The 12,590-nt window shown below is 68.6% G+C and carries 12 protein-coding genes; 7 read left to right on the forward strand and 5 right to left on the reverse strand.

Annotation, left to right across the window (positions count from 1 at the left end):
• Window positions 1–3: 3 nt before the first annotated feature.
• Window positions 4–1,008: an Lrp/AsnC family transcriptional regulator gene (locus BRO63_RS30775; protein ID WP_088143365.1), complete on the reverse strand. Its 1,005-nt coding sequence runs from the start codon at window positions 1,006–1,008 to the stop codon at window positions 4–6.
• An 81-nt stretch (window positions 1,009–1,089) separates the two neighbouring features.
• On the opposite strand from BRO63_RS30775, the gene BRO63_RS30780 reads away from it, so the two are divergent.
• Both BRO63_RS30780 and BRO63_RS30785 read left to right on the forward strand, forming a co-directional pair.
• Entirely contained in the window at window positions 1,090–2,406 is a 1,317-nt protein-coding gene (locus BRO63_RS30780; protein ID WP_088143366.1) for an MFS transporter, read from the forward strand.
• A gap of 76 nt (window positions 2,407–2,482) precedes the next feature.
• Window positions 2,483–3,910 carry an amidase gene (locus BRO63_RS30785; protein ID WP_088143367.1) on the forward strand — a complete coding sequence of 476 codons (1,428 nt, stop codon included), beginning with the start codon at window positions 2,483–2,485 and terminating at the stop codon, window positions 3,908–3,910.
• 73 nt (window positions 3,911–3,983) lie between these two features.
• Here the strand turns inward: BRO63_RS30785 and metK are convergent, their stop codons facing one another.
• Window positions 3,984–5,147 carry a methionine adenosyltransferase gene (gene metK, locus BRO63_RS30790; protein WP_088143368.1) on the reverse strand — a complete coding sequence of 388 codons (1,164 nt, stop codon included), beginning with the start codon at window positions 5,145–5,147 and terminating at the stop codon, window positions 3,984–3,986.
• 279 nt (window positions 5,148–5,426) lie between these two features.
• On the opposite strand from metK, the gene BRO63_RS30795 reads away from it, so the two are divergent.
• From BRO63_RS30795 to xerC, 5 genes are read left to right on the forward strand one after another with little or no spacing between them, the layout of a single operon-like run.
• Entirely contained in the window at window positions 5,427–6,293 is an 867-nt protein-coding gene (locus BRO63_RS30795; protein ID WP_088143369.1) for a lysophospholipid acyltransferase family protein, read from the forward strand.
• A gap of 36 nt (window positions 6,294–6,329) precedes the next feature.
• Window positions 6,330–7,220, forward strand: coding sequence for a lysophospholipid acyltransferase family protein (locus BRO63_RS30800; RefSeq protein ID WP_088143370.1), 891 nt, complete (start codon window positions 6,330–6,332; stop codon window positions 7,218–7,220).
• A 21-nt stretch (window positions 7,221–7,241) separates the two neighbouring features.
• The gene (gene dapF / locus BRO63_RS30805; protein ID WP_088143371.1) at window positions 7,242–8,153 is read left to right on the forward strand and encodes a diaminopimelate epimerase; all 912 of its coding nucleotides are present in this window, start codon (window positions 7,242–7,244) and stop codon (window positions 8,151–8,153) included.
• Between the two features lie 3 nt (window positions 8,154–8,156).
• The gene (locus BRO63_RS30810; RefSeq protein WP_088143372.1) at window positions 8,157–8,834 is read left to right on the forward strand and encodes a DUF484 family protein; all 678 of its coding nucleotides are present in this window, start codon (window positions 8,157–8,159) and stop codon (window positions 8,832–8,834) included.
• Between the two features lie 18 nt (window positions 8,835–8,852).
• A complete protein-coding gene (xerC, locus tag BRO63_RS30815; protein ID WP_088143373.1) occupies window positions 8,853–9,848 on the forward strand; it encodes a tyrosine recombinase XerC in 996 nt (331 codons plus the stop codon).
• 58 nt (window positions 9,849–9,906) lie between these two features.
• On the opposite strand, the gene BRO63_RS30820 is transcribed toward xerC, so the two are convergent.
• The 3 genes from BRO63_RS30820 to BRO63_RS30830 are packed head-to-tail and all read right to left on the reverse strand — an operon-like array spanning window position 9,907 to window position 12,571.
• On the reverse strand, window positions 9,907–10,968 hold the full coding sequence (locus BRO63_RS30820; RefSeq protein ID WP_444978607.1) for a nickel/cobalt transporter: 1,062 nt from the start codon (window positions 10,966–10,968) through the stop codon (window positions 9,907–9,909).
• Window positions 10,959–11,642: a DUF1007 family protein gene (locus BRO63_RS30825; RefSeq protein ID WP_088143375.1), complete on the reverse strand. Its 684-nt coding sequence runs from the start codon at window positions 11,640–11,642 to the stop codon at window positions 10,959–10,961. Before BRO63_RS30825 ends, BRO63_RS30820 begins: the two co-directional genes overlap by 10 nt.
• Complete coding sequence (locus tag BRO63_RS30830) at window positions 11,603–12,571, reverse strand: metal ABC transporter substrate-binding protein (RefSeq protein WP_088143376.1); 969 nt, start codon at window positions 12,569–12,571, stop codon at window positions 11,603–11,605. Before BRO63_RS30830 ends, BRO63_RS30825 begins: the two co-directional genes overlap by 40 nt.
• Window positions 12,572–12,590: the final 19 nt, after the last annotated feature.

Here is a 12,590-nt window from a genome sequence, read left to right on the forward strand (position 1 = left end):
ACGTCAGGCGTCCGCCCCCAGCCGCGCGCCGGCGCGCACGATGCCGCAGCGCTTGTGCGCCCGCATCACCACGCCGACTTCGCTGTTCAGCACGCCGTCCAGCTCGCCCAGGCGGCGCGTCACCACGTCCCACAGATGCAGGCTGTCGCGGCACAGCACGTGCCAGAACAACTGGGACGCGCCGCTGGTGCCGAACAGGCAGCGGGTGTTGGGATCCAGCGCCAGGTGCGCGGCCAACGCGTCCACGGCTTGCGGGCGCACCTGCACCGAAATCACCGCCTCCACCGGAAAGCCGACCAGCGCCGGCTCCACTTCCACGCGGAAGCTCAGCGCGCGGCGCTCCACCATGTTGTGCAGCAAGCGCTGCGCGGTGGGTTCGCTGACGCCGGCCTGCTCGGCCAACTCGGCCAGGCTGGCACGGCCGTCGCGCATCAGGTAGGCCACCATGCGCTGCTCGGCCTCCGTCAACGCGGCGGGCGGCTGCGCCGCAGCGGCCTCGGCCGCGGCCCCGCCTGTTTCGGCCTGGATGCGCCACTGGCCCGCGCGCCGGAACGGCCGCAGCACCAGCCGCGCCTCAACGTGTTCCACCCCGTCGATGGAAGGCAGCACCCGCGTCACCACGTCCGGCATGTCGGCCGCGTCCGCCAGCGTCAGCTCGGCCATCAGGTCGGCCGAACCGGCCAAGGTGACCACGAGCTGGCTGATGTCCAGCCGCGCCAGCTGGTCCGCCACCTCCGGCACCCGGCCCGAACGGCAGCGCACCCAGGCGTGCAGCACCACGCCGCGGCCGGCGGCCAGCGGATCAAGTTCGGCGATGACACGCAAGGCATCGGCATCCATCAGGCGCTTGATGCGGCGCGCGACGGTGCGCTCGGCGATGCCGGTGGCCGCGCCCAGCTCGCGCCAGGACGCGCGCGGGTCCGCCTGCAGCGCGATCAGGCAGGCGATATCGGTGTCGTCCAGCCCCGGAGCTAGGGGCTTACCCTTACTTGACGTGTCCATATTCATTAAATTAACGTTCGCGCATTGATAAAAACACAAAATTAAACGGTCTTTTTGACCAAAAATAAATTCTTATTTGAGGTTTTCATGAGCAGCACATCAGCATCCCTGCGCAAGCCGCAGGGGGCAGCCGCCTCGGCCGGCACTGCGCCCGTCTCCCGCGCGCGCACCATCCTGGCCGGTAGTGTAGGCAATGCGGTCGAATGGTTCGACTGGACCATCTACGCGTCCTTCGCCATCTTCTTCTCCAGCCAGTTCTTTCCCGAAGGCAACGAAACCACGGCCCTGCTGGCGACCTTCGGCATTTTCGCCGTGGGCTTCTTCATGCGCCCGGTGGGCGGCTGGCTGCTGGGCATCTTCTCCGACCGCTACGGCCGCAAGGCCGCGCTGGGCCTGACCATCCTGATGATGGCCGGCGGCTCGCTGATCATTGCCGTCACCCCCACCTACGCCTCCATCGGCCTGGCCGCTCCGCTGCTGCTGACCGCCGCGCGCCTCTTGCAAGGCCTGTCGCTGGGCGGAGAGTATGCCTCGGCCACGACCTTCCTGGCGGAAATGGCGCCGCCCAACAAACGCGGCTTCTATTCCAGCTTCGTGTTCTTCAGCGCGGCCGTGGGCATCCTGGCTGCCTCGGCCATCGGCTGGGTGCTGACCTCGACCTTGACCAAGGCCGACATGGCGGCCTGGGGCTGGCGCATTCCGTTCTTCCTGGGCGCGCTGGGCGGCCTGGCCGGCATGTGGATCCGCCGCTCGATCCCGGAAACCGAAGCGTTCTCGCACGCCAAGAAGGCCGGCGTCGAAAAGCAGCCGCTGCGCACCCTGCTGCGCGACCATCCGCGTGAAGTGCTGCGCATCGTGGGCTTCTCCATCCTGACCACGTTCGCGTTCTACATCTTCGTGGCCTACGTCCCCACCTATGCCATCCGCCAGGTGCATGCCGATCCTAAGACCGCCTTCGCCGCCAACACCGTCGCGCTGATCGTGTTCATGCTGGTGCAGCCGCTGTTCGGCATCCTGTCCGACCGCATCGGCCGCAAGCCGCAGCTGATCTTCTTCGCCGCCGGCTACCTGGTGTTCTTCTATCCGCTGATGACCACGCTGGGCCCCTCGTTCGGTTCGATCCTGGCGGTGGAACTGTTCGGCCTGGTGCTGTACGCCATGTACACCTCGATCGCGCCGGCCATCATGTCCGAGCAGTTCCCCACCAGCGTGCGCGCCGTCGGCATCGGCACGCCGTACAACCTGGTCGTGGCGCTGCTGGGCGGCACCACGCCCTATCTGCTGACCTGGCTGCAAAGCAAGGGCATGGAGCGCTGGTTCTTCTACTACGTGCTGGCGGGCGCCGTGATCACGCTGATCACCTTCATCCGCATGCCGGAAACCAAGGGCCAGACCCTGAAATAAACAACCACGAGCGTCACGTCCAAACGCTTTCCGGCCCCCTAAGGACCGGAAAGCTTTTTCATTTCCGATGAGACCCATGCCAGCACTAGACACCGCCCTGCACTTCCAAGACGCCCAGGCCCTGGCCGGCGCCATCCGCCGGCGCGAACTGAGTTCGCGCCAGGTCGCCACCCACTTCCTGGACCGCATCGAGCGCGCCCCTGCGCTGGCCGCCTACAGCGAAGTCACGGCCGAGCGCGCGCTGGCCCAGGCCGACGCCGCCGACCGCCTGCTGGCCGCGGGCATTGTGCTGGGTCCCCTGCACGGCGTGCCCGTGGCGGTGAAGGACAGCGTGCAATGGGCGGGCGTCAGCGCCTGTCTGGGTTCGCTCGCCTTGCAGGGCCGGATCAGCGACGTCACGGCGGTCCCGCTGCAACAGTTGGCTGCGCAAGGCATGGTGGTGCTGGGCAAGACCCGCATGACCGAATTCGCCTTCGGCCTGTCGGGCCAGAATCCCACCCAAGGCACGGCGCGCAACCCCTGGGACGCGCAGACCGCGCGCGCGCCGGGCGGCTCGTCCAGCGGCGCGGGCGTGGCCGTGGCCGCCGGTTTGGCGCCGCTGGCGCTGGGCGGCGACACCGGCGGCTCGGTGCGCGCGCCGGCGGCATTGAACGGCCTGGTCGGCTACAAGCCGTCCACCGGCGTCATCAGCCGCGGCGGCTGCCTGCCCCTGTCTGACACGCTGGACGTGCTGGGTCCGATCACGCGCAATGTGGCCGACGCCCGCCTGCTGACGCAACTGCTGGCCGGTCCCGACATCAACGACGCCACCACGCTGGATTTCCCCGCAAGCGGCATCGCGGCCTTGCGTCAGCCCGTTGCGCGCCGCCCGGGTCCGGTAGCGGTGCTGACGCCCGAAGCCTGGCCTGCCTCCTTGGCCGACGCCGGCCAGCAGGCCTGGCGCGAGGCCGAGGAAAACCTGGCGCGGGCCGGCTACACGCCCACGCCCTGGCATCCGCCCGCGGCCCTGTCGTTCGCCCGCATGGCGGACGACAACTCCGTGGTGCTGGCCTACGAGGCCTACCGCTATTACGGCACGCTGGCCGAAGACCCGGCCACGCCGCTGTGGGAAGTGGTGCGCAAGCGCATCGCGGCGGGCGGGCGCATCGCCCAGGCCGATTACGAAGCCGCGCTGCAACGCCGCGCCGCCGACATGGCCGCATTCGCGCAAGCCATGCAAGGCCTGGACGCCCTGCTGATGCCCGCCTGCGACCAGGCCGCGCAAGCGCTGGATGGCGACGACACCCACCACGCCGGCCTGGGCAAGCTGCTGCGCCCCGCCAACTTCCTGGGCGCGGCCGCCATCTCGCTGCCCGTGGGATTCGATGCCGAAGGCATGCCCATGGCGGTGCAGCTGCTGGCGCCCGCAGGCGGCGACGCTGCCATGCTGGATTGCGCCGCGGCGCTGGAGCCGGTACTGGCGCCGGCGCCGCGCCGGCCGGATTTGTCGGCCTGGGGACTGTAGGTCCCCCGCCGCAATGAAAAAGCCCCCGCATTATCTATGCAGGGGCTTTTTTTTGATCAAGCGCCAGGCGGGCTTACGCGCCCTTCTTCAGCGCCTGCACCTTGTCCGTGGCTTCCCACGAGAACTCCGGCTCGGAACGGCCGAAGTGGCCATAGGCCGCGGTCTTGGCGTAGATCGGGCGCAGCAGATCCAGCATGTTGACGATGCCCTTCGGACGCAGGTCGAAGTGCTCGCGCACCAGCTTGGCGATCTGGTCGTCGGGGATGACGCCCGTGCCTTCCGTGTAGACGGTGATGTTGATGGGCTCGGCCACGCCGATGGCGTAGCTGACCTGCACCTGGCACTGGCGCGCCAGGCCGGCGGCCACGATGTTCTTGGCTACGTAACGGGCCGCGTAGGCGGCCGAACGGTCGACCTTGGACGGATCCTTGCCCGAGAACGCGCCGCCGCCGTGCGGGCAAGCGCCGCCGTAGGTGTCGACGATGATCTTGCGGCCGGTCAGGCCGCAATCGCCTTGCGGGCCGCCGATGACGAAGCGGCCGGTCGGGTTGACCAGGAACTTCGTTTGCGGCGTGATCAGGCCTTCGGGGAAGCTGGGCTTGATGATGTCTTCGATCACCGCTTCGCGGATGGTCTCTTGCGAGACTTCGGGCGCGTGCTGGGTCGACAGCACCACCGTGTCGACTTCCGCCGGGCGGCCGTCGATGTAGCGGAACGTCACTTGCGACTTGGCGTCGGGACGCAGCCACGGCAGGCGGCCGTCCTTGCGCAGTTCGCTCTGGCGCTGCACCAGGCGGTGCGCGTACCAGATCGGAGCCGGCATCAGATCAGGAGTTTCGTCGCAGGCATAGCCGAACATCAGGCCTTGGTCGCCCGCGCCCTGGTTCAGGTAGTCCTCGGAGCTGCGGTCCACGCCCTGGGCGATGTCCGGCGATTGCTTGTCGTAGGCGACCAGCACCGCGCAACCCTTGTAGTCGATGCCGTATTCGGTGTTGTCGTAGCCGATGCGGCGGATCGTGTCGCGCGCGACCTGGATGTAGTCGACGTTGGCGGTGGTGGTGATTTCGCCAGCCAGCACTACCAGGCCGGTGTTGCACAGCGTCTCGGCTGCGACGCGCGCATTCGGGTCCTGGGTAAAGATTGCGTCCAGGATCGAGTCGGAGATCTGGTCGGCAACCTTGTCGGGGTGCCCTTCGGAGACGGATTCGGAAGTAAAGAGAAAGTCGTTGTTGGCCACAGATGCGTCCTTGGTGGCCGGCTGAGCCGGCGCATAGGTTCACGAGGCGCGTTGCACCCCTGACCGCATGACGATAAGCAAATCTGGGCGCGACGCTTTAGCGGATTTGGCAAAAGGCGCGCAAAGCGCTACACCCTTGCCGTCGCCCCGCAAGTTGTCGGTTAACTCGGCGACTGACTTATTTTAAGCGAAAATGCGGTTCTGCCGCCAAAGCCGGGGGACGTATGCATATTCCTTCTGGCCCAGACGCACTTCCAGCCCGTCCCACTTTCCTGCCGCATGCTGCTCTTCCTGTTCAGACTATTCGCCGCCCTGCCCCTCTCCGCCGCCCACGCCGCGGGGCGCCTCGCCGGGCGCGCGATCTACGCCTGGCCCGGCAAATACCGGCGGCGGCTGCAGGCCAACGCGGCCCAGGCCGGCTATCCCGACCCCGCCTTTGCGCGCCGCGCAGCGGGCGAAATCGGCGCCATGATCCTGGAGAGCCCGCGCGTCTGGTTCCGCAATGAACAAAGCCTGGCCCAGGTGATTTCGGACGACAACGAGGTGGTCAGCGCGGCCCGCGCCGAGAACCGCGGCATCCTGTTCCTGACGCCGCACCTGGGCTGCTTCGAGATCACCGCGCGCTATCTGGCGCGCCAGATGCCCATGACCGTGATGTTCCGGCCCCCGCGCAAGGACATCCTCGCCCCGCTGCTGGAAACCGCGCGCAACACCTCGGCCGTCAACGCCGTGCCGGCCACCATGCAGGGGGTGCGTGAATTCGTCCGTGCCCTGCGCCGCGGCGAATCCGTGGGCATGCTGCCCGACCAGGCGCCCAGCGTGGGCGACGGCGTCTGGGCGCCGTTCTTCGGGCGCATGGCCTACACCATGACGCTGCCCGGCAAGCTCGCCACGCAGACGGACGTGCCCATCATCCTGACCGCGGGCGAACGGCTGCCAGGGGGCCGGGGCTGGCGCATCCACTACGTGCGCGTGCCCGAGCCGCTGCCCGCCGATGCCCAAGCGCAGGCCGCGCTGCTCAACGCCGCCATGGAAACGCTGATCCGCCGCTGCCCGGAGCAATACCTCTGGAGCTACAACCGCTACAAGACGCCGCGCGGCGCGCCGCCGGCACCTGCCGCCGACACCGCATCCCCGGCCAACTGAAGCGCCGCGCCCCTGTCCGCTCCACTTTCCTTACCTATGACTAATTTCAAAACGCGCGCGCTGGTATCCCTGTTGAAATGGTTCGCCCGCATCAAGCCGTCGACGCGGCTGCGCATCGGCGCGGGCCTGGGCTGGCTGGCGCCACGGCTGGTCAAATCGCGCGCACGCATAGTGCGCCGCAATCTCGAACTGTGCTTTCCCGAGCAACCGGAACACGTCCGCGAACAGTGGGTCGCAGACCACTTCCGCGCGCTGGCGCAATCCATCGTCGACCGTGGCGTGCTCTGGTACGGCACGCCCGAGGCTGTCAGGGAGATGGTGACGCTCAGCGGCGTGGACGAAGTCAACGCGCTGATCGCCCAAGGCCGGCCGGTGATCCTGCTGGCGCCCCATTTCATCGGCATGGACGCCGGCGGCACCCGGCTGACGATGGACATTCCCAGCGCCGCCACGATGTATACCCCGCAAAGCGACCCCAACATCGACGCCGTCATGGCCGCGGGACGGGCTCGTTTCAACGAGGCTTTCCTGGTCAGCCGCAAGGACGGCGTGCGCGAACTGATCCGCCACCTGCGCGCACCCCGTCCTGTCTATTACCTGCCCGATATGGATTTCGGTCGCCAGGGCGCGGTGTTCGTGCCCTTCTTCGGGATCCCGGCGGCCACCCTGCTCGCCACTGCCCAGCTGGCCAGGAAATGGAATGCGGTGGTCATGCCGGTCCTGGATTTCTGGAATCCGGATACCGGCCGGTATCACGTCGAAGTGCTGCCGCCGCTGGCCGACTTCCCGGGGACCGACTCGCTGGAGGACGCCACGGCGCGCCTGAACCGCGAGCTGGAATCCTGGGTCCGCCGCTGCCCCAGCCAGTACTACTGGGTCCACCGCCGCTTCAAGACCCGTCCGCCGGGCGAACCGAAACTCTACTGAGTCCGCGGCTCGCGCCCCAATATGGGCGATAATCCAGGGATGAACTGGAACTTCACCAAAATGCATGGCGCGGGCAACGATTTCGTCGTGCTCGACGGGGTCCGCCAGACCATCGAAATGACGCCCGAGCGCGCCCGCGCCCTGGGCGACCGACATTTCGGCATCGGCGCCGACCAGATCCTCCTGGTCGAGCCCTCGACCCGGCCCGACGCCGATTTCCGCTACCGCATTTTCAATTCCGACGGCAGCGAGGTCGAGCACTGCGGCAACGGCGCGCGCTGCTTCGTGCGCTTCGTGCATGAGCAGGGCCTGTCCGACCGCAACCCGCTGCGCGCCGAAATCGCCACCGGCATCCTGGTGCTGGACCAAGGCGATGACGAACAGGTCACCGTCGACATGGGCAGCACGCGCTTCGAGCCCGCCGCGCTTCCATTCGACACCGCTGGCCTCCCCTCGCGCGTCGAAGGCCAGGACACGCTGTGGGAACTGGAGCTGGACTCGCCCGCCGGCCTGCCGCGCACGGTCGCGCTATCCGCCGTGGCGATTTCCAATCCGCACGCCGTGCAGGTGGTGGACGACGTCGACACCGCGCCCGTGGCCGTCCTGGGCCCGTTGATCGAAACCCATCCGCGCTTCCCGCGCCGCGTCAACGCCGGCTTCATGCAGATCGTGGACCGCAACAACATCCGCCTGCGCGTGTTCGAACGCGGCGCCGGCGAAACCCTGGCTTGCGGCACGGGCGCCTGCGCCGCCGTCGCGGCCGGCATCCGCCGCGGCCTGCTGGACTCGCCGGTGCGCGTGCAAGCGCGCGGCGGCGTGCTGACCGTCGCCTGGAACGGCGAGCAATTGCGCATGACCGGCCCTGCCGAGTCCGTCTTTACGGGGCAGGTCGATATCGACAAGCTCGTCTTCTCCATGGGGCTGAACCGATAAGCCATGACTGATACCGCCATTACCGCTCAGGACGTCGCCGATTTCCTGCAAGAGAACCCCGGCTTCTTCGACGATCACGCTGACGTCTTCGCCACGTTGCAAGTGCCGCATCCGCACGGCTCGCGCGCCATTTCACTGGGCGAACGCCAGATCCTGACGCTGCGCGAACGCAACCGCGAACTCGAATGGCGCCTGAACGAACTCGTGCGCAACGCCACCGCCAATGAAAGCATCGGCACGCACGTGGCCAAATGGTGCAGCCGCCTGTTGTCCGAGTGCGATCCGCAGCATGTGCCGGGCGAGATCGCCTTGGGGCTGGCTGAACAGTTCGAGCTGAACCACGTGGCGCTGCGCTTGTGGGACCTGTCGGAACTGCCGGCGACCGGCTACGGCGAACCCGTCACGCAGGACGTGCGCACCTTCACCGACAGCCTGAAGACGCCGTACTGCGGCGCCGACACCGAATTCGAAGCGGCCGGCTGGCTGGAAGCCAAGCCCAAGTCGCTGGCGCTGGTGCCGCTGCGCCTGGAAGCGGACGGCCCCGCCGTCGGCCTGCTGGTGCTGGGTTCCGACGACGCCGAACGCTTCACGCCCGAAATGGGCACCACCTTCCTGGACTCCATCGGCCAACTGGCGTCGGCGGCGCTGCATCGCCTGAATCCGGCCTCGCCCAAGGCCTAGCCGAATCGGGCGGACGCCATGCCGAAAGCCACGCAAGCGCAAGACGCGGCCCCGCCCGAAGCTCCCCTGCCGGATGCGATGAGCGCCTGGCTGCGCCATCTGGAAACCAACCGGCGCTATTCGCCCCACACGTTGGACGGCTACCGCCGCGAGCTGCATTTCCTGCGCGAGCTGGCCGCGAACGCCAAGCTGCCGCTGGACAAGATCGGCAACGGCCACATCCGCCAGTTCGTGGCGCGCCTGCACGCCCAGGGCCGCGGGCCGCGCAGCCTGGCGCGCACGCTGGCGGCATGGCGCGGCTTCTATCAATGGTGGGCGCCGGCGATCGAGCTGGCTGGCAATCCCGTGGCCGGCGTGCGCGCCCCCAAGGCGCCGCGCGGGCTGCCGAAAGCCCTGTCCGTGGAGCAGACCCAGGCCCTGCTGGACCGCGCGCCCGCGCAAGTGGCAACCGAACCCGCCGCGCTGCGCGACCAGGCCATGCTCGAACTGCTCTATTCCAGCGGCCTGCGGCTGTCGGAGCTGGTCGGGCTGGACCTGCGCTACGAACGTTCCGGCAATTACGAATCGCGCGGCTGGCTGAGCCTGGAAGAGGCCGAGGTCACCGTGCTGGGCAAGGGCGGCAAGCGCCGCTCGGTGCCCGTGGGCCAGGCCGCGCTGGAAGCCCTGCGCAAATGGATCGCGGTGCGGCCGCAGCTGGCGCCCTTCACGGCGCAGCCCGAGGACGCGGCCGCGCTGTTCCTGGGCGCGCGCGGGGGCCGCATCTCGCCACGCGTGGTGCAGCTGCAGCTGGCGCGCATCGCGCAACAGGCCGGCGTGCCCACGCACGTGCATCCGCACGTGCTGCGCCACAGCTTCGCCAGCCACGTGCTGCAATCGGCGCAGGATCTACGCGCCGTGCAGGAAATGCTGGGCCACGCCAATATCTCCACCACCCAGATCTACACGCGGCTGGACTTCCAGCACCTGGCCCGCGCCTACGATCAGGCGCATCCTCGGGCCGGACGCAAATCCTGAACGCGCCGGGTCCGCCGCATTCAGCGAAGACGCATACTCAAGCCCGCGCGACCGGCCCCTAGCCGCCTCCCGCGATTACGCCGCCCAACAACATCACACCCAGCAACAGCACGGCCAATGCCGCCAGCGCTTCCACGCCGTAACGCAGGCGCGCAGCGCCGACGCTGGACAGGCGGCTGCCGACGCGCGTGGCCGCGCCGCCGGCCGCGACCGCCAGGCAGGCCAGCGCCGCCACCGTCAGGCCGGTACCCAGGCCCATCGCCAGGGCCGAGGCCACGCCCGCCAGGAAGAAGCCCTGCGCCAGCGCGAACACCAGCACGATCAGCGCGCCGCTGCAGGGGCGCAGGCCCACGGCCAGGATCGCCGTGCCCGCGCGGCGCCAATTCAGCGGACCCGAGACCTGCTCGGGCGCGGGCGCATGGACGTGGCCGCAGCCGCAATCGTGGTCGTGATGGCGACCGTGGTGGTGATGGGCCTGCGCCTGAACATGCTGCGACTCGTGTGACCGGCTGCGCGCGTGGCCGCTGCCGTGCTCATGTCCCTGATGAAGCATGGCTCCCTCGGCCGCACGTCCTGCCCAGGCCCGCCACAGCGGGCGGACCGCCTTGACCCACACCAGCCACACGCCCAGCAAGGTCACCAGGGCATAGGAGCCGAGTTCCAGCCAGCGCGTGGCGTTGTTCATCGTTGCCGCAGTGGCGTTGAAGACCAGCGCCAGCACGGCCACCAGCGCGATCGCCACCAGCGCCTGGATCAGCGCGGACGCCAGCGCCAGCAGCGCGCCGTTGCGCGCGGTCTGGCGGTTGGCCAGCACGTAGGAAGAGATCACCGCCTTGCCATGCCCGGGCCCCAGCGCGTGGAACACGCCGTAGGCGAAAGACAGCCCGATCAAGGCCCAGGCCGCGCCGCCATCGGCCTGCCAGGCGCGGACCGCGCCCGTCAGTTGGCGATAAAAATGGCTTTGCCAGGCCGACACCTGGCCGAAGAAGCCGGCCAGCCAGCCCGGCCCGCCCATGCCCGCGCCGCTCTCCGGCACGCCGAAGGGATGCGCGCCCTGGGCCGCGGCCGCGCCCGCGCCGCCCAGCAGCAGCACGGCCAGCAGCGCAAGCGCTACGGGCAGCGCACCTCGATGCGGTGCGTCAGCCCCTTGGTAATCGCGAAAAGCTCGTCCGGCAAGGCCTCCGGGTCGGCCGGGATCGCGGCCAGTTGCTGCATGGTTTTCCAATCCAGTTCCTTGGGCTTGCGGTAGGCGGACGTGCAGGTCTTGGCGCCCTGCCCGCTCAGCGATACCGCGCCGCTTTGATCGAAGGCGTAGGCCACGAAATAGGTGGGATCGTAGATATCCACCTGCGCGCCGCCTGCGCCCGGCGCCACTGGCGTGGCCAGCGGCAAGGTGAAGGACAGCGTCAGCCGCGTGGTCTTTGGGTTCCAGTCGACGCGCGCATCTTGCGGGGCCGCGAAAGCCGAGGTCTTGCCGTCCACGGTGACGCGGGTGAAGTAGTGCGAGATCGGTTCGCCCAGCGCCCGCATCCAGTCCCGCGCCATGCCCTGCAGGATCTCGGGCGACAGCGAACCGTCCTTGCCCTTCTTCAGTCCCTGCGTGGCGTAGGCGCCGAACATCTCGTCAAACAGCCAGACCTGCCGCACCGCCGCGATGCGCTGCTGTCCATCGATATCGATGGCCGCGCGGGCATCGATCCACATGTGCGGATGCGCGCTGGCGGCGCCCGCCGCCAGCAGCATCGCCGCCGCGGTCAGGGCTGCATGGCCGCGGCAAGCTGACGTGCGTTCCATTCAAACATTTCCAGATAGGTGGCGCCGGGCTGTCCGGGCTTGGACAGGGCATCGGAATAGAGCGTACCACCCACCTTGGCGCCGGTTTCGCGGGAGATCTGCTGGACCAGTTTGGGGCTGCTGATGTTCTCCACGAACACCGCCGGCACGCGCTCGCGCCTGACCTGTTCGATGATGCGCGCCACCTCGCCGGCCGCGGGCTCGGCATCGGTGGACACCCCCATCGCGGGAATGAACGCCACGCCGTAGGCGTCGCCGAAATAACCGAAGGCATCGTGCGAAGTCACGATCTTGCGGCGCTCGGCCGGAATCGCGGCGAAGGTCTTGCGGACCTGAGCGTCCAGCGCCTGCAGGCGCGCAACGTAGGCTTGCGCGCGCTGGCGGTAGGCGTCGGCATGCGCGGGATCGGCAGCGGCCAGGCCTTCGGCCACATTGCGGGCGTAGATGACGCCGTTGGCCAGGTTCTGCCAGGCATGCGGATCGGCGCCGCTGTGATGATGGCCATGCCCATGGTCGTGTTCGTGGTCATGGTCGTGGTCGTGGCCATCATCATGCCCGCCGCCCGCGAACGTGCGCGGCTTCACGCCCTGGGACGCGACCACGGTGGCGCCGGCAAAGCCCGACGCCTTCGCCAGGCGCGGCATCCAGGTCTCGAAATCCAGGCCGTTGACGAACAGCACGCGCGCGGCGGCCAGCTTCTTGGCGTCGCCCGGCGTCGGTTCGTACTCATGCGCGTCGCCATCGGGCCCCACCAGCGTGGCCACGCTGACGTCGGCGCCGCCGACTTCCCGCACGATGTCGCCCAGGATGGAAAAGCTGGCCACGGCCTTCAGCGGCTCGGCGGCTTGCGCGGTTCCGAACAACGCCAACAGGCACAGGCCTGCCAGGGCGAGCAGCGCGCGGCGGCGCGCCAGGGGATCGAAACGCATGGCGTATCTCCTATAGGAT

This window comes from Achromobacter xylosoxidans, assembly GCF_002192695.1.
GTDB lineage: Bacteria > Pseudomonadota > Gammaproteobacteria > Burkholderiales > Burkholderiaceae_B > Achromobacter > Achromobacter xylosoxidans_C.